24 protein-coding genes are annotated in these 22670 nt (G+C 40.2%); 5 read left to right on the forward strand and 19 right to left on the reverse strand.

What is annotated here, in order from left to right; genetic code table 11:
• Positions 1-226 precede the first annotated feature (226 nt).
• The 12 genes from OC529_RS00565 to OC529_RS00620 all read right to left on the reverse strand — a co-directional run bounded on the left by OC529_RS00565 (position 227) and on the right by OC529_RS00620 (position 12585).
• Positions 227-1207 (reverse strand): acetylxylan esterase, encoded by a 981-nt coding sequence (locus tag OC529_RS00565; protein WP_262081262.1) that lies wholly within the window; start codon positions 1205-1207, stop codon positions 227-229.
• A gap of 245 nt (positions 1208-1452) precedes the next feature.
• Complete coding sequence (gene recG, locus OC529_RS00570; RefSeq protein ID WP_262081263.1) at positions 1453-3468, reverse strand: ATP-dependent DNA helicase RecG; 2016 nt, start codon at positions 3466-3468, stop codon at positions 1453-1455.
• 18 nt (positions 3469-3486) lie between these two features.
• Positions 3487-4590, reverse strand: coding sequence for an alanine racemase (alr, locus tag OC529_RS00575; RefSeq protein ID WP_262081264.1), 1104 nt, complete (start codon positions 4588-4590; stop codon positions 3487-3489).
• Positions 4580-4942, reverse strand: a complete 363-nt coding sequence (acpS, locus tag OC529_RS00580; RefSeq protein ID WP_262081376.1) for a holo-ACP synthase — start codon at positions 4940-4942, stop codon at positions 4580-4582. Before acpS ends, alr begins: the two co-directional genes overlap by 11 nt.
• 44 nt (positions 4943-4986) lie before the next feature.
• Positions 4987-6018 carry a 3-deoxy-7-phosphoheptulonate synthase gene (locus OC529_RS00585; RefSeq protein WP_261013321.1) on the reverse strand — a complete coding sequence of 344 codons (1032 nt, stop codon included), beginning with the start codon at positions 6016-6018 and terminating at the stop codon, positions 4987-4989.
• Position 6019: 1 nt separating this feature from the next.
• Positions 6020-7051, reverse strand: a complete 1032-nt coding sequence (locus OC529_RS00590; protein WP_057487144.1) for a 3-deoxy-7-phosphoheptulonate synthase — start codon at positions 7049-7051, stop codon at positions 6020-6022.
• Between the two features lie 80 nt (positions 7052-7131).
• Complete coding sequence (gene secA, locus OC529_RS00595; protein ID WP_262081265.1) at positions 7132-9645, reverse strand: preprotein translocase subunit SecA; 2514 nt, start codon at positions 9643-9645, stop codon at positions 7132-7134.
• 145 nt (positions 9646-9790) lie between these two features.
• Entirely contained in the window at positions 9791-10081 is a 291-nt protein-coding gene (locus OC529_RS00600; protein WP_000940698.1) for a hypothetical protein, read from the reverse strand.
• Positions 10082-10091: 10 nt separating this feature from the next.
• On the reverse strand, positions 10092-10742 hold the full coding sequence (locus tag OC529_RS00605; protein ID WP_001235271.1) for an ATP-binding cassette domain-containing protein: 651 nt from the start codon (positions 10740-10742) through the stop codon (positions 10092-10094).
• A 3-nt stretch (positions 10743-10745) separates the two neighbouring features.
• Positions 10746-11387 (reverse strand): hypothetical protein, encoded by a 642-nt coding sequence (locus tag OC529_RS00610; protein WP_000475785.1) that lies wholly within the window; start codon positions 11385-11387, stop codon positions 10746-10748.
• The gene (locus OC529_RS00615; protein ID WP_000701267.1) at positions 11380-12171 is read right to left on the reverse strand and encodes a hypothetical protein; all 792 of its coding nucleotides are present in this window, start codon (positions 12169-12171) and stop codon (positions 11380-11382) included. The genes OC529_RS00610 and OC529_RS00615 overlap by 8 nt, the downstream gene beginning before the upstream one ends.
• Before the next feature lie 21 nt (positions 12172-12192).
• Positions 12193-12585 carry a hypothetical protein gene (locus OC529_RS00620; RefSeq protein WP_000850412.1) on the reverse strand — a complete coding sequence of 131 codons (393 nt, stop codon included), beginning with the start codon at positions 12583-12585 and terminating at the stop codon, positions 12193-12195.
• A gap of 336 nt (positions 12586-12921) precedes the next feature.
• On the opposite strand from OC529_RS00620, the gene rgg1518 reads away from it, so the two are divergent.
• Positions 12922-13773 carry an Rgg/GadR/MutR family transcriptional regulator Rgg1518 gene (rgg1518, locus tag OC529_RS00625; protein WP_262081266.1) on the forward strand — a complete coding sequence of 284 codons (852 nt, stop codon included), beginning with the start codon at positions 12922-12924 and terminating at the stop codon, positions 13771-13773.
• Between the two features lie 221 nt (positions 13774-13994).
• Here the strand turns inward: rgg1518 and OC529_RS00630 are convergent, their stop codons facing one another.
• The 6 genes from OC529_RS00630 to nrdR form a co-directional block, all read right to left on the reverse strand.
• Positions 13995-14345, reverse strand: a complete 351-nt coding sequence (locus tag OC529_RS00630; RefSeq protein WP_054367326.1) for a hypothetical protein — start codon at positions 14343-14345, stop codon at positions 13995-13997.
• An 81-nt stretch (positions 14346-14426) separates the two neighbouring features.
• Positions 14427-15737 carry a ribosome biogenesis GTPase Der gene (gene der / locus OC529_RS00635; RefSeq protein WP_001207696.1) on the reverse strand — a complete coding sequence of 437 codons (1311 nt, stop codon included), beginning with the start codon at positions 15735-15737 and terminating at the stop codon, positions 14427-14429.
• Between the two features lie 13 nt (positions 15738-15750).
• Complete coding sequence (locus OC529_RS00640; RefSeq protein WP_262081267.1) at positions 15751-16464, reverse strand: NADPH-dependent oxidoreductase; 714 nt, start codon at positions 16462-16464, stop codon at positions 15751-15753.
• Positions 16461-17357 carry a primosomal protein DnaI gene (gene dnaI, locus OC529_RS00645; RefSeq protein ID WP_262081268.1) on the reverse strand — a complete coding sequence of 299 codons (897 nt, stop codon included), beginning with the start codon at positions 17355-17357 and terminating at the stop codon, positions 16461-16463. Before dnaI ends, OC529_RS00640 begins: the two co-directional genes overlap by 4 nt.
• Positions 17358-18527: a replication initiation and membrane attachment family protein gene (locus tag OC529_RS00650; protein WP_262081269.1), complete on the reverse strand. Its 1170-nt coding sequence runs from the start codon at positions 18525-18527 to the stop codon at positions 17358-17360. It abuts the gene before it with no gap.
• Positions 18528-19001, reverse strand: a complete 474-nt coding sequence (nrdR, locus tag OC529_RS00655; protein WP_061759264.1) for a transcriptional regulator NrdR — start codon at positions 18999-19001, stop codon at positions 18528-18530.
• Positions 19002-19140: 139 nt separating this feature from the next.
• Between nrdR and OC529_RS00660 the strand changes: the two genes are divergently transcribed.
• Genes OC529_RS00660 through OC529_RS00670 form a run of 3 tightly spaced genes read left to right on the forward strand, consistent with a single transcriptional unit; the run spans position 19141 to position 20990 of the window.
• Positions 19141-19506 carry a GntR family transcriptional regulator gene (locus OC529_RS00660; RefSeq protein WP_000119149.1) on the forward strand — a complete coding sequence of 122 codons (366 nt, stop codon included), beginning with the start codon at positions 19141-19143 and terminating at the stop codon, positions 19504-19506.
• Positions 19507-19510: 4 nt separating this feature from the next.
• Positions 19511-20206: an ABC transporter ATP-binding protein gene (locus tag OC529_RS00665; RefSeq protein ID WP_004256110.1), complete on the forward strand. Its 696-nt coding sequence runs from the start codon at positions 19511-19513 to the stop codon at positions 20204-20206.
• A gap of 16 nt (positions 20207-20222) precedes the next feature.
• A complete protein-coding gene (locus tag OC529_RS00670) occupies positions 20223-20990 on the forward strand; it encodes a hypothetical protein (protein WP_262081270.1) in 768 nt (255 codons plus the stop codon).
• 105 nt (positions 20991-21095) lie between these two features.
• Here OC529_RS00670 and OC529_RS00675 read toward each other — a convergent pair whose 3' ends face one another.
• Complete coding sequence (locus OC529_RS00675; RefSeq protein WP_262081271.1) at positions 21096-21950, reverse strand: helix-turn-helix domain-containing protein; 855 nt, start codon at positions 21948-21950, stop codon at positions 21096-21098.
• A 445-nt stretch (positions 21951-22395) separates the two neighbouring features.
• Between OC529_RS00675 and OC529_RS00680 the strand changes: the two genes are divergently transcribed.
• Positions 22396-22662, forward strand: coding sequence for a hypothetical protein (locus tag OC529_RS00680; protein ID WP_262081272.1), 267 nt, complete (start codon positions 22396-22398; stop codon positions 22660-22662).
• The last annotated feature ends 8 nt before the right edge of the window (positions 22663-22670 follow it).

Here is a 22670-nt window from a genome sequence, read left to right on the forward strand (position 1 = left end):
AAAGTATTAACACCTACAGACAAGCCTGACGATAGCAAGAACTACCCTACTCGATAGGTATCGGCTTTTGCTTTCTGAAAAAAATTATTTTAAGCAATTTGACAAAGCTAGCAACAAAAAATTCTATAAATATTTCCATGATAAAACGCATAGTATCAAGTCTTCTTAATCCCCTGATACTATGCGTGTTTGTGATTTTTAAGATTTTGTGCCTAGAGTCGACTCCTTATTTTAGATATTTGAAAGGAATCTCACTCCCACAGAGCCAGTTATAAACCTGGTCATTGACAAAAACATTCATGGCTTCGTGGGCATACTCAGGCATGATGCGATAAGCCTTATCGCAGATCAAACGATTGTAAATCGCAAACTGGGTAATGGGATAGCAAACATCGTCGTCCAAGCCCGTAATCATCTTAACCTCACCTTGGATACGATGGGCAAGATTTTTGACATCGATATAGGCAAGGGTCGCCATGATTTCCTCCTCTGTTTCATGAAAAGGATCGTGGAACTTGAAATAACGGAAAAGTTCATCATAGGCCTCACTAGTATTGCCAATCTCAATCACCCGTCTGAAATCTGATAAGAAGGGATAGATGGAAACTGTTTTCTGAATTCGAGGATTGAGCGCTGCTGCAACCAAAGCTAGAGCACCACCTTGAGAGGCACCATAGCTAGAAAGACGCTTCTCATCTACCTCAGGCAGATTAGCAATAATTTCAACCAACTGGTAAATATCCAGATAAACATCCTTATAAAAGAGGTGATCCCGACCCTCCACAGCACCACGGATAATATGTCCCTTAACCGTATTTCCTAGAGGAGAACGCAAACCGTCTTGCGAGTAACCTGACTGGCCCCGCACATCCATTGAGACAACACCGTAACCAGCCACGGTGAAGGCCAGCATGTCGGCCCAGTCCCAGCCACGTCCCATATAACCATGAAAATGGAAGATTAGAGGAACCTTCTCCTCACTCTTTGGAAGAACGACGCGTGCATAGACCTTGCCTTCATTGGTTCCTTCAAAGGTTAACTCATAGCACTTGACTTGAGGAATGTGGAAATCTCTTTCCTCCAAGTGGTAGGATGGAGGTGTGGAAACATTTTTCACTTCCCCATCCCAGAAAGCATCAAAGTCTTCCGGAACCTCATCCCTTCCTCTATAGGTCTTAATTTCTTCTAGCAAAGCTGGATTTTTCATAGCATGCTCCTTTTATTTTGTAATCGTTACCACAACTGTAGCATATCTAGGGAAGCAATGCAAGAAAGAAGGATAATACTCTTCGAAAATCTCTTCAAACCACGTCAACGTCGCCTTGGATTATATATGTAACTGACTTCGTCAGTCTTATCTACAACATCAAAGCAGTGCTTTGAGCAACCTACGGCTAGTTTCCTAGTTTGCTCTTTGATTTTCATTGAGTATAAGATTTCCTTAGAGAAAGCTTAATCTAGATGTTCTTTCTTTTCCAAATGAAGAGCAATCATGCGCCACTCTGGATCCTCTTGCCAAGCTTCTATCGAACTAATATAGCTAGCCACTTTTCTGGCTTCTTCTAAAATCGGAAAATCTTCGATAATATCAGCCACTTGAAATTCTGGAAGTCCTGACTGTCTGGTTCCAAAAATCTCTCCTGAACCCCGCATTTTCAAATCTTCCTCCGCAAGGACAAATCCATTGGTGGTTTCTGTCATGATGCGCATGCGGTCTTTCCCAGAATCCGTCTTAGGATTGGCAACGAGAACAGCGTAGGACTGCTTGTCTCCCCGACCGACACGACCTCTGAGCTGGTGAAGCTGGCTGAGCCCGAAGCGATCCGCATCCATGATAATCATGACGGTCGCATTGGGAACATTGACCCCAACCTCAATAACCGTTGTCGAAACCAGAATATCAGTTTTTCTCTCCTTGAAATCCTGCATGATCTGGTCTTTTTCGTCACTCTTCATCTTACCATGTAGAAGAGCCACTTCTGCCTTGCCTGCAAAATGAGCCGTCAGCTCTTCTGATAAGGCAATGGCATTTTTCAAGTCCAGAGCTTCTGATTCTTCAATCAAAGGAGAGATGACATAGGCTTGAGAACCTTTTTGGATTTCCCCCTCTAACCAAGTCAAAACCTGAGGTAGTTGCTCATGCTTGATCCAGCGCGTCACAATAGGCTTCCGCCCTGCTGGCATCTGGTCGATAATGGAAACATCCATATCACCAAAGGCTGTGATAGCCAGCGTTCGAGGAATGGGAGTCGCCGTCATCATGAGGACATCTGGGTTGTCGCCTTTTTCTCTCAGAACACGCCTTTGCCCCACACCAAAACGGTGCTGCTCATCTATAATGATCAAGCCAAGACGAGCATAATCTACTCCATCCTGAATCAGAGCGTGGGTTCCGATAATCAAATCAGCCTCACCCTTGGCAATGGTCTCCAAGACTTCTCTCTTTTCTGCAGCTTTCAAGGAACCTGTCAAGAGAGCCAGTTTCAAATTAGGAAAAAGGTTCTGTAAACTCTCAAAGTGTTGCTCTGCGAGGATTTCTGTTGGTACCATGAGGGCTGATTGGTAGTCAGCCGTCACTGCCGCAAACATAGCCAAGCCAGCGACTACCGTTTTTCCGCTCCCCACATCTCCTTGTAGGAGACGATTCATGTGGTGGTCGGACTTCATATCGGTTAAAATTTCCAGCAAACTTTTTTCTTGAGCTGGGGTCAGGGCAAAAGGTAGATTTTCTTTAACTGCTGTCACCTTTTCCTGAGACCAATTCAGAACCAGACCGCTTCCTTGAACTCTATTTTCAGACTTGAGCGTCTGCAATTGCATTTGGAAATAAAAGAGTTCCTCAAACTTGATACGGCGAAGAGCCTGCTTGTATTCTGCCAAATCCTTAGGAAAATGCATAGCTCGGACTGCCTGACAACGGGACATGAGTTTGTATTTGTCCAGCAAGGACTGGGGCAGATTTTCCTCAATCAAGAGGTCCAGTCCCTGATCAAAGGCTGTCTTAATGACCTTGACCAGACTGGCTTGACTGATTCCCTGAACCAGACGATAGACAGGCTGGAGGTCATCTTCCACCTGAGCTAGGACCTTCATTCCAGTCAGACTAGCCTTGGCGCGGTCCCATTTTCCAAAGACAGCAAGGGTTGCTCCCAACTCTATCTTATCTGCTAGATAAGGCTGGTTAAAGAAATTCACCGCAAAAACAACTTCTCCCTGCTTAAGACTAAAGCGTAGGCGATTGCGCTTGAAACCATAATACTGGACACTGGCAGGAGTCACGACTTGACCAGAAAGAACTGCCTTCTCCCCGTCTTCCAGCTCCAGCACCTGCTTGGTCTTAAAATCTTCATAACGGAAAGGAAAGTAGAGCAAGAGATCTTGCAAATTTTCAATTCCTAGTTTGGCGTATTTTTCTGCTGACTTTGATCCCACACCAGGTAAGACATGCAAGGGTTGATGTAGATTCATGCTCCACTCCTTTCTTTTCTAATAATATTCTCTCGGAATGCGGTCGCTGAGAAGACAAACCACCTCATAGTTAATAGTCCCACGGTAGGCAGCTACCTGAGTTGCAGTGATTTCCTTGTCACCGTCGGAGCCAATCAAGGTTACCTTGGTTCCGAGTGGGTAAGGCTTAGGTAATCGAATAGTGATTTGGTCCATCGAAACCCTGCCGACGATTGGGCAAGCTTGGCCATCTACCAAGACAGAGAAATTCTGCATGTCTCGTGTCCAACCATCCGCATAGCCGATTGGCACGGTCGCGATGACCTGCTCGCTATCTGCCTGATAGGTCGCCCCATAGCCCATGCAAGCTCCAGCTGGAACTGTCTTGACATGAACCAGAGCAGACTCCAAGGTCAAGGCCGGAATCAAGTCATAGGGTAAGTCCAAGACCTCTCCGCTAGGATTAAGACCATACATGGCATCTCCCATACGAACCGCATTGAAAATAGTCTCTACATGCCAAAGAGTCGTTGCCGAATTGCTGGCATGGATCAGCTCTGGAAGACCTTTCATACTTGATAGAATGGTTTTAAACCGTTCTAACTGGGCATTAAAATAGTCATCTGATTCCTCATCAGCAGTAGCAAAGTGGGTAAAAATCCCTTCAACACGAGCACCGTGTTGTTGGAGCAAGTCTTGAACCTGATCAGCTTCACTAGCCTCTCTAAAACCAATCCGTCCCATTCCTGAATCAATCTTGAGGTGGACTGTTAATCCAGTTAGGTCCGCTTCCTTATCTAAGAGTGCTTGAATCCACTCCAGTCCAGCCACAGTCAAGGTGATGTCATATTCTTTAGCTAGAGCAACAGCTTCGATTTCAGAAACTCCTAAAATGAGGATTGGCTTGCTCAGTCCAGCTTGTCTGAGTTCAATGGCTTCATCAATATTGGAAACGCAAAAGCCATCAACATCATCCTGAATTGCCTTGGCAACGGCAACAGCTCCATGACCATAGGCATTGGCCTTGACCACAGCCCACTTGAGCGTTCCTTGAGGGATATGAGCCCCCATTTGCTGAATATTTTGTCGAATAGCTCCCAGATGAATCAGAGCCTTGGTTGGTCTATGCGGACTAGCTTTCATGATTTCCCTCCAAAATGACACTGGCTGTCACAAACTGATCGGTATGGCTGATAGACAGCCAAATCTTTCCTGAAAATGGTGCCTGACTAAAATAAGGCGCCCCGCGTTCATTGTTCAAGACTTCCAAATCCTGAAAACCGAGCTTGCCAATACCCGTTCCCATGGCCTTGGAAAATGCCTCCTTAGCCGACCAGCGACCAGCCAAATATTCGATTTGCCTGCGCCCTTTGAGACTGGTGAAGCGCTCCATTTCCTTAGCGGTCAGCACGCGCTTGGCAAAGCCTTCATGTCGTGTAACTGCGCTTTCTATCGAAGACAATTCTTCGATGTCAATTCCGTGTCCAACTATCATTCTCATCAAAAGGAGTTGAGATTCCCCAACTCCATCCTTTTCACTTATTTTGTCAAGGTAGCATAAATCTCTTCTACCAAAGCCTCTGTATTTTCCCAACCTAGGCAAGGGTCAGTAATAGAGCAACCAAAGACCTCTGGTTGGTTTTGACGACCATCTGCTAGGTAAGATTCAATCATAAAGCCTCGAACCGTCTTTTTGATTTTCTCATTCCAATCACGATTTTGCAAGGTCTGGCGAACAATTCGAATCTGCTCCATATATTGCTTGCCGGAGTTATCATGGTTGGTGTCGATGAGGATAAAAGGATTTTCAAGTCCCATGGTCTCATAACGTTCAATGGCTTGGAGTAGATTTTCATAGTAGTAATTCGGCATATAATTGCCATACTCGTTAACTGCCCCACGGAGGATGACATGGGACAAAGGATTACCTGAAGTCTCAACTTCCTGACCATGATAAAGGAAGGTTTGCTTGTTTTGAGCAGCATAGATGGCGTTAAACATAACACCCAAATTTCCAGAGGTTGGATTTTTCATCCCTACTGGTGCATCAATCCCAGAAGCCACAAAGCGGTGCTCTTGGTCTTCCACAGAACGAGCACCAACGGCATGGTAGCTGACCAAGTCATCCACCAAGATCAGATTTGACGGATAAAGCATCTCATCTGCCGTCGTCAAGCCAGTCTCTGTAATCACGCGGTAGTGCAGCTGGCGCACAGCCTGCAAACCGTTAATCAGGCTTGGAGCCTTAGAAGTATCTGGCTGGTGAACCAAACCTTTATAGCCGTCTCCGTTGGTACGAGGTTTAGCTGTATAAACACGCATAACCATGAAAATCTTGTCCGCTACCCTCTTTTGCAAGGCGGATAAACGGCGAGCATATTCCAAGACAGCCTCTTCATTATCAGAAGAGCAAGGACCAATTACCAAAAGGAGACGGTCATCTTCCCCTGAAATAATATCTGCCAATTCCCTGTCACGGCTTTCCTTGAGTCTCAAGGCTTCCGCAGACAATTGGGTTTCAGCCTTGATGACTTCCATATCGATTTCTTGACCTTTTTCAATAAATGCCATCTTATTCTCCTAACGTTTTATAAATTTCTCTGACAAGAGCTTCTGTGTTATCCCAACCCAGGCAAGGATCTGTGATAGACTTGCCAAATACTTCTGGCTCATTTTGTCGACCATCTTCCAGATAAGACTCAATCATAAAACCACGAACGAACTGCTTGATTTTTTCATTCCAAGCACGGTTAATCAAGGTCTGGCGGACAATTCGGATTTGTTCCATATACTGCTTGCCAGAATTGTCATGATTGGTATCAATGATGATAAAAGGATTTTCCAAGCCCATTTTCTCATATTGGGCAATGGTATCAATTAAATTGTCATAATAGTAGTTGGGAATATTTTTTCCATATTCATTAAGAGCACCACGAAGAATGGCGTGCGAAAGCGGGTTCCCAGTTGTTTCCACTTCTTTTCCTAGAAAAAGGAAGCTTTGTTTGTTTTGAGCAGCATAAATCCCATTAAACATGACATTGAGATTTCCAGAGGTTGGATTTTTAAAACCAGTAGAAAATCCTGCCCCACTTGCCACAAAGCGGTGTTGCTGATCTTCAACTGAACGAGCACCAACCGCCATATAAGAAATCAAATCATCTACAAGCGGCAGATTTTCAGGATAAAGCATTTCATCAGCAGTTGTCATACCTGTTTCCGTGATGACACGATAGTGAAGATGGCGAACGGCTTTGATTCCGTTGATGAGGCTTGGCGCTTCTGTCGCGTTAGGCTGGTGAATCAAGCCCTTATAGCCATCTCCGTTGGTACGAGGTTTGGCAGTGTAAACACGCATCACCATAAAGATACGATCTGCTACTTCTTCTTGTAGGACTGCCAAACGCTTAGCGTACTCAAGAACAGCTTCTTCATTGTCAGATGAGCATGGCCCGATTACCAAGAGAATTCGTTGGTCTTCTCCACGTATAATGGCTTCTAGCTCTTGATCACGCTGTGATTTTCTCTCCAAAGCCCGACCTTCTAATTTTGACAAGGCACGAACTTCTTCAATATTGATTTTAGGACTTTTTGCTGTAAATACCATAACTCATCTCCTTATAAAGCAAACGGATACCAAGTAAAAATTTACTTTTCACAAGGTATCCGCCTCTAAACTATCTCATTTTATTGTCTTTTACCGTGACAGTTTTTAAACTTCTTACCAGAACCACATGGGCAAAGTTCATTCCGTCCAATCTGGCTCAAATCCAAATCTTCTGGTATATTTGCTTGGTGGGCAGCGATATTACGAGTCGCTGTTGTACTGATATGGCGTTCTGCCTGTGGTCTTTCTTGTTCATGAATTTGTGCTTTCATCATCAAGCGTGTCACATCAAACTCAATCGAACCAATCATGTCATTAAACATACGGAAACCTTCTGCCTGATACTCAACAACAGGATTGTTCTGAGCATAGCCACGAAGTCCAACCGCGTTACGCAATTGATCAAGGGCATCGATATGATCTGTCCACTTGTTATCTACCACTCGTAGAATCAAGACTTTTTGGAATTCTTTGACTGCTTCTTCATCACGTAGTTTTGAAACCTGACTATCGTAAACTTGCAAGGCACGTTGGAAAAGCTCTTCCTTAATAGCCTTATCAGACAAACCTGACAAGTCTTCCATCGTAATAGAATCTTCTGGAAGCAAGTTGTACTTAGCAAAGTTCAAAATCGCTTCTAGTTTTTCATCTTGTTTGGCACGCGCATGACCATCAACGACACGTTCAATCGTGCGTTTGATCATAGACTGAATTTCAGGTGCCAAGTCACGGTCTGCAGTAATGACATCGTAACGTTGAGCATAGATAATCTCACGTTGTTCACGCATGACGTCATCGTATTGAAGGACTTGTTTACGGGTATCGTAGTTATTTCCTTCGACACGTTTTTGCGCTGCTTCAACCTGACGCGTCAACATACGAGACTCAATCGCCTCTTCAGACATGTTGAGACGTTCAAAGATTCCCTTCAAGCGTTCAGAACCAAAACGTTTCATCAAGTCATCTTCAAGAGAGAGGTAGAATTGTGACTCACCTGGGTCTCCTTGACGACCTGAACGTCCACGAAGCTGGTTATCGATACGACGACTTTCATGACGTTCTGTACCAATCACACAAAGTCCACCTAATTCGCGAACCCCTTCACCAAGCTTGATGTCGGTACCACGACCGGCCATGTTGGTTGCGATAGTAACAGCACCACGTTGACCAGCATTCATGATGATTTGGGCTTCTCTATAGTGGTTTTTGGCATTCAAGACTTCGTGAGGAACGCCAGCTGCGACTAATTTCTTAGAAATGTAGTCACTAGTTTCAACCGCTACTGTACCAACCAAGACAGGCTGACCTTTTTGGTAACGAGCCTTAACGTCTTCGACAACCGCCTTAAACTTAGCCTCGATACTTGCATAAAGAAGGTCTGAGTGGTCAATACGTTGAACAGGGCGGTTTGTTGGGATTGGAATCACACGAATGTTGTAGATTTCACGGAATTCTTCTTCCTCAGTCTTACCTGTACCCGTCATACCTGACAATTTCTTGTACATACGGAAAAGGTTTTGGTAAGTGATTGAGGCAGATGTCTTGGTTTCATCCTGGATTGGCACACCTTCTTTAGCTTCAATAGCTTGGTGCAATCCATCAGAATAACGACGACCTTCCATGGTACGACCTGTAAATTGGTCGACAATCAAGATTTCTTGCTCTTCGCTCACCACATAGTCAATATCGAGAAGCATGATGTAGTTAGCACGAAGGGCATTATCGATAAAGTGAGTCAGAGCTACGTTTTCGATGTCATAGAGGTTTTCAAGCTTGAAGTAGCTTTCAGCCTTGTCAATCCCTGAATCAGACAAACCAATAGTCTTAGACTGCACATCGATGATGTAGTCGTCTTTGTCCAAAGATTTTACATAGTGGTCTGCCATATGGTAGAGCTGACTAGTTTCAACTGCGTTAGCACCTGATACAATCAATGGTGTACGAGCCTCGTCAATCAAGATAGAGTCAACCTCATCGACCAAGGCATAGTTGAGCGGACGTTGTACCATGTTTTCAGCGCGAACGACCATGTTGTCACGAAGGTAGTCAAATCCGATTTCTGAGTTGGTTGAGTAAGTAATATCACACTCATAGGCTTCTTTTTTCTCCATTGGAGATTTGGCAGCCAAGTTAATCCCTACTGACAAACCAAGCCATGAGTACAATTCACCCATCTCAGTCGCATCACGTTCTGACAAGTATTCATTGACCGTAACTACGTGAACCCCTTTACCTGAAAGGGCATTGAGGTATACGGGCATAGTCGCAGTCAAGGTTTTCCCTTCCCCTGTACGCATTTCTGGCACGTCACCATGGTGAAGAACGATTCCCCCCATGACCTGAACCTTATATGGGAAGAGACCTAGGACACGTTTGGCACCCTCACGGACAACCGCAAATGCTTCATAAAGCAATGAATCCAGCGATTCTCCATTTTGATAACGTTCTTTAAATTCAACTGTTTTTGCTTTTAGTTGGTCATCTGTCAAAGCAGCCATTTGGTCTTCGTATTTGAAAACCTTGTCAGCCATCTTTTCCAGACGACGGATTTCTCCTTTATCATTTTCGATAATTGTTTTTAAAATATTAGCCATGTTTTTCCTTACTTTAAATTCCGAATATTTTAGAATGTTCTTTTAATTTTAGCACAATTACTGATTATTTTCAAGGAAGAATCCCCATTTTGAAAAGGAAAAAGAGGCTAGTTTCCAAGCTAACCTCTCTGACTTTTATGATGCTTTAATTGCCAACAAAAATCGGCAAAATCGCAAATAGGATAAATAGATTTATCCAAAGAGAAAAACAGCAGATCAATCCAAAAACAAAGAGACTGACTTTCTTGGACAGCAAGGCCATCAAAATCGACAGAATTCCAAAAACTAGCAAGACTTTCTGTATGCTGAAGAGGTCAATCTTCCCCCCCAGAATCGGACTGCCCCAAGGAAGAAAGAAGAAAGCAATCCAGATCAACAGAACTAAACCAATATAGACCTTAGAATAGCGTGTAATAAATGATTTTAGATGTGCCATAAGCTACCTCCTAGGATTGTATATCCTTTATATATTGTATATGTCCGTTTTCGACAACTAATACATCTGTACAAAGATCTGAAATATCTTCCGATATGTGTGACGTCAGGATAACCAGACTATTTTCTTTTTTCAGGTAAGATAAAATGACCTGTTTGGTTAACCTCACACTCTTCTCATCTAAAGCATTCATAGGTTCATCGAGAAAGAGTATAGATGGTTCGGCAATAAAGGCTTGAATCAAGGCCATTTTTTGTTTCGTTCCTAAGGATAAATGACGGTACTCAACGTCTTCAAATTCCTGTAAATCATAATATTGGATCCAATCGGCAATTCTTTTTTCCGTAACTTTAGATGAAAAACACCTTAACAATTCCAAATTTTCTCTAAGGGATAAATGAGATAAAAACTCGACTTTTTCAATTAAAACCCCTGCATCCTGAATATAATGATTTTTTATCCCATAGACTTCCCCATCTTGAAGAACTTTTCCTTTATCAAGCTTAATATAACCAGCAAGTATCTTTAAAAGAACTGTCTTACCAGATCCATTATCACCTTTAAGACCATAAATATTTCCTGATTGAAAGACCAGATTCAACTCATTTAAAATAGGTCTTTTCCCATAAATTTTCTGTCCATTTATAATTTCAAGTCTCATCGTTTATCCTTTCTTAAATTTCTCTTCCAAGCGACTAACAATCAACATAACTAATAAACTTAAGAGTACTAAATACACTGTTACAATATGATCCATCATCCATTCTTGTCCCACAAATGCTAAAAAATAGAGAAAAAAGGAAAAACCAGCGCCCGCACTAATAAGTGCTATCAGATAAGACAGTAGTAAGTACAAGATCATTAACTGAGCAAGTAAAAAGAAAAGTGCGACTGTTTTGAAATGAATTCCTAGAGGAAGTAAACCAAGGAACCAGACAAATAAATCTTGAATAAAAAATTTAGAGATGACAACCAATCGTTTCCTTGTATAATCGAAAAAGGAGGTTGATTGATAGCGGATCAAGTGATGGTAATGGTCTGCCAAATCAGTTTCAAGTAAAATGACAGAGAGCCATCCTACCATGAAAAGCGAAAGATTTAACAAGAGTTTGGGGATTTCTAAATTCGCTTCAGAATAGTCATTATAGGAAAAGATTGAAATCAATTCCCTCTTGAAAAAGAGAAAAACATCCTGCTTTTGAACCGCTATTGACAATAGATAGTTAATCAAAATCATCATCAGAACTATACGAAGTAGTAAAACGATCTTTCTCTTTAGCCAAATATTGTTAAAGTTCTTAAACATTATCTTCATATTTTTTAAGTACCATATAGGGGACAATATAAAGGATATAAGGAGTAAAGAGTCTCATCAAACTTACATCCCCATAGCTAGCTTGCATCAAACTCGTCATAGGAACCATATAGTATGGCAAGATACTATAGAGCATCATAGAACCAAGCCAAAGAAACATCAAATAGGCAATTGCCGAACGAGTCACATTCCCTAAATAATCAACTATTTTAAAAAAATAGACTGCATTGATGAAAATACCGATTAGTAGGACACAAGTAAAGAACAAATAGCTTGTTATCTCTCCATCTAGGAGCCTTTGTAAACTACTCCCATCAGAAAATAGAGAATTCCATTCAAGAGGAGAAAAAGTCCCAAAGAAATAAGTTAAAATTGCAATTATCAGCACAGTCACTAAATATATCACACAAGGGATACTTGCAAGTTGAAAAGTCAACTTTCTTTTTAACCCTTGATAACTCACTTCTCTTCCAATACTCAATCGTAAAACTTTATTTTTCAGCTCAATATATTGAAAACCTAGCAAAACAATGATGATTGGAATAATAAATGATTGATAAAAACCTAGATTGAACTGGAGAATACGAAAATCTAATGCTGATTTTAATAAGTCATTTTTAATTGCTTGTCCATCGAATTTAGCTAGATCGGGCGCATGAATATCAAAAAAGAAATAAGTCATCAAAACATCACGATAAACCAAAGCAAGAAAAAGCAAAGTAAGCAAGACATAAACAAATTTATGCCTTGCCAAAGTTAAGAGAGGAATCTTCATAAATTATACCTACTTTACGAATTAATTTGGTGACCAACTACCTGAAATGGCAGCTGATAAATCCCACCAATTTTGTCTTGCCATATCTGCTGCATAAACATAGCCAACCGTTGCCCAATTACCATGAGTTGAACGAGTACCACAGGTTGTTAACGATTCTCCACTACGAGCTTCTCCATTAGAATTTACTATACGATGCTTAACAGTCATGGGATGTAAATTTCTACAAGGATTTAAGTTCATGATATATTCCGCACCTTCATTTTCTTTGGTCAAATAACCTGTTCTCTTATAACTGGTAGTAATAACAAAATTACTAAAAGCACCTATCTGATTTGCTTCTACGAAAGTAGTTCCAACAGCACTTATCATTAAAACAGGAATAACCATTTTCAATAATTTTTTAGTTTTCATTTTTTCTGTTTCCTTTCATTTTTTATTCAAGAAGATTCCTTATAACTTCTATTTTAAATATAGACTTATTCTAAACGATGGTATATCATACAAATTCCTCCTTTACTTAATTATGTATGGACTCTAATTTCTTTATCCCCAAAACCACGTTTCAAACCAGATAAGTTGAATCCAACTCCAAATCAAAGATATAATAAATCCAGAGTTTTTCGGTAAATTCTTCAAATATTTTTTAAAGCCCATGACTTTTTCCCTCCTTTTTGATATAATAATACCACCTTTTTCTACGTTTTTTATAAATGTAGAAAATATTCACATTTACCTAGGAGGAACAATATGAGATGGGATTATGGACAAATTTTTAAAGAAATTCGAAAGTCAAAAGGATTGACCCAACAAGATGTATGTGGACAAGTCATACATCGAACAACTCTAACAAATATTGAACACGGTAAAGTTATTCCCAGTTTTGAAAACATGGTATTTCTTCTTGAACAAATTGATATGAGCTTAGCAGAATTCAAGTATATATGCAACGAATACCATCCTAGTGAAAGGCGAGATATTATTGTAGAGAGCCAAAATCCGTCTACTTTTCAAGATACTAGAAAAATGGTTGAACTCACTGAGAAGTGTCAAAAATATCTTAAGACACATCACGATGTTCCTATTCAAAATATCTATCGTCATACAAAAATTGTCACAGAGTTACGAACTAAAGGATTCAAAAACAACCACGTCTTGAAAGATTTGTATGAAGAAATTTGGGACTATCTTAAACCTATGGATACATGGTACATTAGTGATTTGAAATTACTTGGAACCATTCTCTTTTTCTTTCCTTCTGAAAATCTTCCCCTTCTTATTGATAGAATTATGAAAACCATCGAGAAATATAAATACTTCCGAGAAACAAAAGTATTTTTATCATCTTTTTTAGCCAATCTCTCCACTGTATATTTTCAACATCATTTATTCAAAGAATGTGAAACAATCACCCTACAACTTTTGGTATTAGCAGAAGAATTAAAAATATACGATATTCTTGGATTTTCTCAAGTACGCTTGGGAATACTACAACATAACTCCGATTTGATTGATAAAGGAATAACCTTATTACGACTAACCAAAGAAGAGTCATTAGTTAAAATACTCGAAAAAGAAATTAATGATTTTTCAAACCTATAATTTATAATAATTCTTATCGTTTTATTGTAGTAGATTGGAATAGAATGTGAACGAATCAATCAGGGGATCTAAAGCATTTTATACCAATGTTTTATAAGTTGTATTGTATTATTCCATATTCAATCCACTATACAAGACGAACACTTCTCTCAGGTTTCACGATTAAAATAAAAACGACTGTATCTATAGCTCCATAAACAAATCATAGATACAGTCATTTTTTAGTTCCTACACCTTCCTTTATTCACGCCTTTAGACTTCCCTAGTTCTCGTCTCAAGCGAAGCATTTTTTTGAAACAGAAATAAGTTAACCTATTCAGACCAATAGCTAGCAGAATAAAAAGAAACCAAATGCCCCATAACTTGATATCTGTCAAATTTCTCAAGACGATATTGAAAAACAGAACTGAAACAACTGCCCAAGCAAGGCTAAAAAGAGCATAGAGGGGAATGTAAAACCAGTAAAAATAGTAAAAAATTGGGAAAAATTTACTTTCTCTATTATCCTTTTCAATCCAGCTGAAAAAGTAAAACCAGGGAAATAAGATTATAAATTTAAACAAATGTTTCATCGACACCTCCTTTTTGATAGCGTTTTCTATTATTTTATTATATCAAAAAAATCTGGAAATGTCATTCCAGATTCTACTTTTTTATTTACGCTTTCTTGCGATGAGATGGATTGGAGTTCCCTCAAAGACAAAGGCCTTGCGGATTTGATTTTCCAAGAAACGCAGGTAAGAAAAGTGCATAAGCTCTTCTTCGTTGACAAAGATAACAAAGGTTGGTGGTTTGGTTGCCACTTGGGTCGCGTAGAAAATCTTAAGACGTTTTCCTTTGTCTGTCGGTGTTGGGTTGATGGCAATGGCATCCATGATGACATCGTTCAAGACAGCTGATGGAATACGTGTGTTTTGACTTTCACTGATTTGCTTGATCATCTCAGGAAGTTTGTGGAGGCGTTGCTTGGTCAAAGCGGATACAAAGATAATCGGGGCGTAAGGCAAGTATTGGAACTGCTCACGGATATCTTCTTCCCAGTTTTTCATGGTGTGGTTGTCTTTTTCAAGTGTATCCCACTTGTTGACCACGATAATCATCCCTTTACCAGCTTCATGGGCAAAACCTGCGATACGCTTATCGTATTCACGGATGCCTTCTTCCGCATTGATGACCATCAAGACCACATCAGAGCGGTCAATAGCTCGCATGGCACGCATGACAGAGTATTTCTCAGTATTTTCATAAACCTTACCAGACTTACGCATACCAGCCGTATCAATCATAGTAAATTCTTGGCCATCTGTATCTGTAAAGTGGGTATCAATGGCATCACGTGTTGTTCCAGCAACAGGACTAGCAATAACACGGTCTTCTCCCAAGATAGCATTGATCAAGCTTGATTTTCCGACGTTAGGACGACCAATCAAACTAAACTTAATGACATCTGGGTTTTCTTCTTCATATTCATTTGGAAGATTTTCTACAATAGCATCTAGCACATCCCCTGTACCGATACCATGGACAGATGAGATAGGCAATGGTTCACCCAAACCGAGGGCATAGAAATCATAGATATCATTTCGCATCTCAGGGTTGTCCACCTTGTTAACCGCGAGGATAACTGGTTTGTGGGTCTTATAAAGCTTACGGGCTACGTATTCGTCCGCATCGGTAATTCCTTCCTTACCAGACACCACAAAGACGATAACATCAGCTTCTTCCATGGCAATTTCTGCCTGGTGCTTGATTTGTTCCATGAAAGGAGCATCGACATCATCGATTCCTCCTGTATCAATCATGCTAAAGGAACGATTGAGCCACTCACCCGTTGCATAAATACGGTCACGTGTCACTCCTTCGACATCTTCTACAATGGAGATTCGCTCACCAGCGATCCGATTAAATAGGGTTGATTTCCCAACATTGGGACGTCCTACAATGGCAATAGTTGGTAGGGCCATAATTTCTCACTTTCTACAATAACTTCTTCTGTTCAAGATTTTTTCTAGTTGAGCTTGGTTCAGCTTGACCAAACTGTTCTGCTAGACGCTGACTCCAGCTTGTGGTCGCACGCACCCCAGCATAGTCAGCCTGTACACGGTCATAAGATTCAATCGCATCAACTGTTTGTTCCTGATATTCTTCCTCAAACACCACTTGATGCAATGGCAAGCGAGGTTTGACTTCATGTTCCTCATTTGGCACACCTAGCGCCATCCCAAAGACAGGATAGGTGTAGTCAGGCAGGTTAAAAAGCTCTGCCACTTCTTCTGACTTGTAACGCACCAAGCCAATAATGACACCTCCATAGCCCAAGCTTTCAGCTGCCAGCAGGGCATTTTGTCCAGCAAGGGCCGCATCGACTGAACTAATCAAGAGACCTTCTACACCTTGGGGTTGGAATGAGTCTGTATGAAGTCGGGCTCCCTTTTCTGCTCGGTTCAAGTCTCCGACAAAGAGAAGGAAAACAGCAGACTGGCGAATGGCTTCTTGAGGTACCAATTCATACAAGGCATCTTTCTTTTCTTGACTTCGTACCACAATCACAGAGTAGGATTGGAAATTTTTCCAAAACGAGGCCATTTGGGCTGCTGTCAGGATTTCAGTCAAGTCTTCCTGAGGAAGGGCTTGCTCCTTAAATCTTCGAACAGACTTATGAGCTTTCATCAGTTTAATCGTTTCTGTCATCGACGGTTTACTCCTTCTAAACGAGTCTCCTCAGCCAAATAACGGATGCGTTCCATGACGCGTCTGGCCTCCCAGGTTTCGTCATTTCCATGCTTCCCTTTAGCGAAATGCTGCTCCAATTCTTCAAAGTTGAAGTTGGAGGTGAAAAAGGTCGGTAAATTTTCCTGCATCCGATATTGAAGAATGACCTGCAGGATTTCGTCACGCACCCAAGCTGTTGATTGCTCGGCACCAATATCATCTAAAATCAGGACTTCAGAAAGCTTAATCTCATCCACCAAGGTCTTGACATTACCATCACCGATAGCATTTTTGACATCAATGACAAAGCTAGGATAGTGGAGAAGAGTGGATGAAACACCACGTTTTTCTGATAAATCATGGGCTAGGGCAGCCACCATGAAACTTTTACCCACACCAAAGTCTCCATATAAGTAAAGACCTTTTCGAATAGCTGGATATTGCTCCACGAAGGCTAATAGCTTTTCAAAAACTGGCAAGCGTCCCAAATCATCCAAGTCAACTTGAGCTAAGCTAGCTTTCTTGAGACTGGCTGGCAGATTGATTAACTTGAGACGGTTCTTAATAGCCGCTTCTTTTTCCGCTGCGATTAGTTCAGGAGTTTCTTCATAAGAAACGTCCGCATAGCCATGATTCATAATCAAAATCGGCTTGTAGCCTTTGGCAATATAATCCGTATCACCACGGAGAAACTTGTCACGCTCGGTGATGTATTGATTAAACTTGGAGATACTGCGATTTAATTCCTCTGGAGTCAGGGATTCTTGCTGTATAAAGGCCGCAACATCAGGATCCTTCATGATTTTCTGGACCAAATCTTGATAATGAAAACGGCTAGGTTGACGTTTGAGTACGTCTCCGACACTTTCCATCTAATCTCCTCCTTTTTCTAATCGAGCTAATAGTTCTTGTTTCTTACGTTCTAGTTCCAGACGAGTTTCCTCGCTGGTTTCATTCTTATAATCTGGATTGCTCCACTTGGGTACATTGGACTTGGCAGGACTGGGTTTACTGCTTTTTTGAACCTGATTCTTCTGTCCTCGCTCACGAATGCGCAAGACTGCCTCTTCTGCCGAATGAATCTTTTGATAGGCGTAATCATTGGCTACCTTCATGGCATATTTCTCATTGATATTTGCAGAATCTACCTTATTAAAAGTCAATAAGAGAATAATATTGATGACTTCGTCCAGCAAGCCCAAGCCAGCCATCTGTTGCAAGAGTTCTCTCTCTGTTTGGGTAATGGTCCCCTTGCGGGTTTGCTTGATTTCTGCCAAGAACTGCAGGGCAGTTTTACTTTTTGCTTCCTTGATAATGGTTGCTTCCTTAGGACTAAAGTCAGAGGAAACAGGTTTTTGAGCGATTTTCTCCCGCATGCGTTTGGTTGAAATAACCTGGGAAACAGCTGTTGACTTGGCCAGTTGATAGGTCTCAAACCAAGTCCATTTCTTCTCCTCGGCAATGGCAAAGAGGTTCAAGACATCGGACTGCTCATCCGCAAAACGAAGCCCATCTCGAGCCATAAGCTGGCGAAAATGGTCCAAGTCAAAATCGTTGGCCACTTTCTTCTTGAGACCAAGGTCTTCTTGACTTCCTAGTTCTGCCAAATCTGGAAAGACTTGATTGAGGGAGACAGGTATTTCTTCTCCCTCAGCACTCTCAACTTTCAAATCCTCCACAGCTACATCGCCAATCTTCTTCTCTAAGAGTCTGCGATAAACAGGATGCTCCAAGAAGTCTTGACTAGATAGAGGAGCATGGAGAGCTAGCTGATAAACATCCCCCTTTTGATAGAGGGTTAAGAGATTGAAAGCAGATAGGATTTTCAAAGATTTTATCAGTCTATCCATCCCAAAGTTGAGATGGTTGAGAATACTTGAAAAGAGATATTCCTTTCTGCCATTGTCCCAAAAACTGATTGTATAAAGATAAAGGCTCAGTGCCTCCTGACCGATAATCGGGAGGTAGCACTGTACCAGAGATGAGGTATCTTGAGACACCCGATTATTCTTTAGATAAGAAAAACGGTCAATTGGCTTCATTTATCTTTCCTTTTTCTTTTTAGAGGACTGGGTGATTTGTTGGAGCAGGCTCTCTAGCTCACTAACATCCTTAAAACTACGATAAACACTGGCAAAACGTACATAGGTAATCTCATCTAACTCAGCCAACTCCTCCATAACGAGTGAACCAATGTCCTCACTTTGAATTTCATTTTCATTTCGACTACGGAGTTTCTGTTCGATACGATTGACTACCATGTTGATTTCATCACTTGACACAGGACGTTTCTGGGCTGAGCGGATAATTCCATTAAAGATTTTATCTCTAGAGAATTGTTCCCGTGTGCCATCTTTTTTAACAACCACCAAGGTTCTTTCTTCTACTCGTTCGTAGGTTGTAAAACGGTGCTGGCATTCGTCGCACTCACGTCTTCTACGAATGGTGTTCCCTTCTTCTGCTTGGCGACTATCGATAACACTTGACTTGGTAGCTCCACATTTTGGACAACGCATCCTTTCCCTCCTTATCGTTTTCTTTTCATTATACCATTTTTTAAACGATTCCCAAAACAATTCTTCTTTTTGCTTGACAAGTTTTTTGTTTTGTTGTATTATTTAACTAAGACAAAAGGATAAAAGAAAGGAGACCAAGATGTCCTGGACATTTGACAACAAAAAACCCATCTATTTACAGATTATGGAAAAAATCAAGCTTCAGATTGTTTCCCATACACTGGAACCCAATCAACAACTTCCAACCGTGAGAGAGCTAGCTAGCGAGGCTGGTGTCAATCCAAACACCATCCAAAGAGCCTTGTCAGACCTCGAACGAGAAGGATTTGTCTACAGCAAGCGAACAACTGGACGGTTTGTGACTGAGGATAAGGAGCTAATCGCCCAATCGCGTAAACAATTATCGGAAGAAGAATTGGAACACTTCGTTTCCTCCATGACCCATTTTGGCTATGAAAAAGAAGAACTACCAGGCGTAGTCGGTGATTATATTAAAGGAGTTTAAGCCTATGTCATTACTAGCATTTGAAAATGTATCCAAATCTTATGGAGCAACACCAGCCCTTGAAAATGTTTCTCTTGACATCCCAGCTGGAAAAATTGTTGGTCTCCTTGGACCAAACGGCTCAGGGAAAACAACCCTGATTAAACTAATCAATGGCCTCTTACAACCAGATCAAGGACGTGTCCTTATCAACGATATGGATCCAAGCCCAGCAACCAAGGCTATCGTAGCTTATTTGCCGGATACGACCTATCTCAATGAGCAAATGAAGGTCAAAGAAGCCCTAACCTACTTCAAGACCTTCTATAAAGATTTCAATCTTGAACGTGCCCATCATCTACTTGCAGACCTAGGTATTGATGAAAATAGTCGTCTCAAGAAATTATCAAAAGGGAATAAGGAAAAGGTACAACTGATTTTGGTTATGAGCCGTGATGCTCGTCTTTACGTTCTGGACGAACCCATTGGTGGGGTGGATCCAGCAGCCCGTGATTATATCCTCAATACCATTATCAATAACTACTCACCAACTTCTACCGTTTTGATTTCTACCCACTTGATTTCTGATATCGAGCCAATCTTGGATGAAATTGTCTTTCTCAAAGACGGAAAAGTCGTCCGTCAAGGTAATGTAGATGATATTCGCTATGAGTCAGGTGAATCCATTGACCAACTCTTCCGTCAGGAATTTAAGGCCTAAGCAAAGGAGATTATTTATGTTTTGGAATTTAGTTCGCTACGAATTTAAAAATGTTAACAAGTGGTATTTAGCCCTATACGCTGCTGTGCTAGTCCTTTCTGCCCTTATCGGGATACAAGCACAGACCTATAACAATCTGCCTGTCAAAGAAAGCCAACCTGTCCTACTCATTTTTCTAGCAACTGTCTTTGGGGGGTTGATGATTACACTGGGGATTTCAACCATTTTCTTAATCATTAAACGCTTCAAAGGTAGTGTCTATGACCGACAAGGCTATCTGACTTTAACCTTGCCAGTATCTGAACACCATATCATCACAGCCAAACTAATCGGCGCTTTTATCTGGTCGTTGATTAGCACTGCTGTCTTACTCCTATGTATCTATATTATCTTACTGTCAACAAATTTTGATGAAGTTCAACTTTCTATTCTTCTATCATTTGTTGGAGAACATTTTACCGGCTTTGGTCTTACTGTCTTATCCTTCCTACTAAATACCATTTCCAGTATCCTCTGCATCTACTTGGCTATTTCCATTGGACAGCTTTTCAATGAATACCGTACAGCACTCGCTGTTGCAGCCTACATTGGTATCCAAATCGTCATTGGATTTATTGAACTTTTCTTCAATCTTAGTTCTAATTTCTATGTCAATTCACTTGTAGGACTTAATGACCATTTCTATATGGGAGCAAGTATAAGTATTGTTGAAGAACTCATTTTCATAGCTATCTTTTACCTCGGAACCTACTATATTTTGAGAAACAAGGTTAATTTGCAATAATTTTAAAATCAAAAAGGATAACATCTCATCACAGAGAGGCTATCCTTTTTGATTTTATATCATTTTCTGTCTAACTTTATTTTAAAGACGAATCCTTCTAACCAATTAAATGACAAAATCTGATTTAAAGGTCTTGTTTAATTTCTCTATTGTGACACTATCATTATATTCCTTAAATATTCTCATAGCTTTGGAACATTCTTTTTTACCTAACTCTACTTGATTCGTTTTTATGAGATAAATACCTTTTAAAAAAAGTAAATAATTCTTTTCAAAATAATATCCTTGTCTGGTCAGTAAATTTTCTAAATCATCTATAAAAAATTGAGCGCTATCTAACAAATTATTTTTTAATAGTAATTCTAAATTAAATAAATATAAAGGAATTACTCTATGTGTTCCCATATCTGTTTTTAAAAAATATCGTGTTTTCTTGATGACCGCTCTATATAGTAAGCTTATGGTCTTAGTATTCATAAAAAACACCGAATTATAGAAAATTTTCAGTTCATACTCCATCCAATTATCTACAGAAAGCAAATACTTTATTATCTCATTACATTTAGAGGCATTATAAGGAAGATTTGCAAGCCGGTTGATCTGTTGTTCAGCAATCAACTTTATGTGACAATTGCATAAACTTTTTTCCTGCTTTTGTTTTAGTTCTATTTTCTTTATTAGTTCTTGTAACAAAATGATATCTGAAGAGTTTACAGCATGTTCTAATTCTTCAAAAAAACATTCTTTTTTGGAATAATAGCAATGAACTAATTCTTCAAATTCCGAAAATGATATCCCCAGGCGATTTAACAACATGTAAAAATGATCAATAGATAATTTTGTAATCCCATTTTCGAAACGAGAAATAGTTGACTCACTAATCTTATCACAAGCCAAATCTTTAAGACGAAAATTTTTTGAAATACGGATATCCTTTAAAACTGCTCCAAAATTTTCCATAGTATTCCTCTTCCATTTCTGCAAAAAATTAAACCTGTTTTTTTTATTTGTGATATGATTATGATTATACAAAAATAAAACAGAAAGGACAATATGATTATGAAAAAAATTTTATTGTCATCAGTTGCTTTACTGAGCCTAGTGACATCACTATCAGTAAATAGTCCAGTTTCTGCACAAGAATCTATTTCTCCCAAGTCTTATAGTCACTCTAATGGCAGTTGGATTCAATCGAATGGTCGTTGGTGGTATAAACATTCTGACGGTTCTTACACTAAAAACGGGTGAAACATCAACAAGAGCAGTACCTATCGAAGATGTTAATACTATGTAAAAGGTTTTTAGTAACCAAAACTTTAGTAAAGTTGTTCGTTTCCCAGATAAAACTAAGTCCGAGATTATTGCAAAAATGCAAGAGCTTTTCAAATTTTCTAGAGAAAGCGATGTGAACTACCTTTATCTTACTTGCCATGGTGGAGAAGATGGGACGATAGCCATTGGTAGCGATAAAATATCCTTTTCAGGTTGGGATTCACTTCAAAATAAAATTATTTCGCCTATGGCAGACACCAATACTAACGGAAAAATCACTTTAGGGGAACTGTATCAATACTCTTATCCTCTAGTCCTTGAAGCTGCATCACAAATTCACGAAGAGCAACATGTATCAGTTTATCCAAAAAACAGTCAATTTGTTTTATTCCAAAAATAAGGAGTTAA

The sequence above is a fragment of the Streptococcus sp. Marseille-Q5855 genome, from assembly GCF_946901985.1.
Lineage (GTDB): Bacteria > Bacillota > Bacilli > Lactobacillales > Streptococcaceae > Streptococcus.

What these genes read in the sequence shown, in the direction of transcription:
- OC529_RS00565 (WP_262081262.1), bottom strand. Translation starts at nt 1,207, where the DNA reads ATGAAAAATCCAGCTTTGCTAGAAGAAATTAAGACCTATAGAGGAAGG.
- recG (WP_262081263.1), bottom strand. Translation starts at nt 3,468, where the DNA reads ATGAATCTACATCAACCCTTGCATGTCTTACCTGGTGTGGGATCAAAG.
- alr (WP_262081264.1), bottom strand. Translation starts at nt 4,590, where the DNA reads ATGAAAGCTAGTCCGCATAGACCAACCAAGGCTCTGATTCATCTGGGA.
- acpS (WP_262081376.1), bottom strand. Translation starts at nt 4,942, where the DNA reads ATGATAGTTGGACACGGAATTGACATCGAAGAATTGTCTTCGATAGAA.
- OC529_RS00585 (WP_261013321.1), bottom strand. Translation starts at nt 6,018, where the DNA reads ATGGCATTTATTGAAAAAGGTCAAGAAATCGATATGGAAGTCATCAAG.
- OC529_RS00590 (WP_057487144.1), bottom strand. Translation starts at nt 7,051, where the DNA reads ATGGTATTTACAGCAAAAAGTCCTAAAATCAATATTGAAGAAGTTCGT.
- secA (WP_262081265.1), bottom strand. Translation starts at nt 9,645, where the DNA reads ATGGCTAATATTTTAAAAACAATTATCGAAAATGATAAAGGAGAAATC.
- OC529_RS00600 (WP_000940698.1), bottom strand. Translation starts at nt 10,081, where the DNA reads ATGGCACATCTAAAATCATTTATTACACGCTATTCTAAGGTCTATATT.
- OC529_RS00605 (WP_001235271.1), bottom strand. Translation starts at nt 10,742, where the DNA reads ATGAGACTTGAAATTATAAATGGACAGAAAATTTATGGGAAAAGACCT.
- OC529_RS00610 (WP_000475785.1), bottom strand. Translation starts at nt 11,387, where the DNA reads ATGTTTAAGAACTTTAACAATATTTGGCTAAAGAGAAAGATCGTTTTA.
- OC529_RS00615 (WP_000701267.1), bottom strand. Translation starts at nt 12,171, where the DNA reads ATGAAGATTCCTCTCTTAACTTTGGCAAGGCATAAATTTGTTTATGTC.
- OC529_RS00620 (WP_000850412.1), bottom strand. Translation starts at nt 12,585, where the DNA reads ATGAAAACTAAAAAATTATTGAAAATGGTTATTCCTGTTTTAATGATA.
- rgg1518 (WP_262081266.1), top strand. Translation starts at nt 12,922, where the DNA reads ATGAGATGGGATTATGGACAAATTTTTAAAGAAATTCGAAAGTCAAAA.
- OC529_RS00630 (WP_054367326.1), bottom strand. Translation starts at nt 14,345, where the DNA reads ATGAAACATTTGTTTAAATTTATAATCTTATTTCCCTGGTTTTACTTT.
- der (WP_001207696.1), bottom strand. Translation starts at nt 15,737, where the DNA reads ATGGCCCTACCAACTATTGCCATTGTAGGACGTCCCAATGTTGGGAAA.
- OC529_RS00640 (WP_262081267.1), bottom strand. Translation starts at nt 16,464, where the DNA reads ATGACAGAAACGATTAAACTGATGAAAGCTCATAAGTCTGTTCGAAGA.
- dnaI (WP_262081268.1), bottom strand. Translation starts at nt 17,357, where the DNA reads ATGGAAAGTGTCGGAGACGTACTCAAACGTCAACCTAGCCGTTTTCAT.
- OC529_RS00650 (WP_262081269.1), bottom strand. Translation starts at nt 18,527, where the DNA reads ATGAAGCCAATTGACCGTTTTTCTTATCTAAAGAATAATCGGGTGTCT.
- nrdR (WP_061759264.1), bottom strand. Translation starts at nt 19,001, where the DNA reads ATGCGTTGTCCAAAATGTGGAGCTACCAAGTCAAGTGTTATCGATAGT.
- OC529_RS00660 (WP_000119149.1), top strand. Translation starts at nt 19,141, where the DNA reads ATGTCCTGGACATTTGACAACAAAAAACCCATCTATTTACAGATTATG.
- OC529_RS00665 (WP_004256110.1), top strand. Translation starts at nt 19,511, where the DNA reads ATGTCATTACTAGCATTTGAAAATGTATCCAAATCTTATGGAGCAACA.
- OC529_RS00670 (WP_262081270.1), top strand. Translation starts at nt 20,223, where the DNA reads ATGTTTTGGAATTTAGTTCGCTACGAATTTAAAAATGTTAACAAGTGG.
- OC529_RS00675 (WP_262081271.1), bottom strand. Translation starts at nt 21,950, where the DNA reads ATGGAAAATTTTGGAGCAGTTTTAAAGGATATCCGTATTTCAAAAAAT.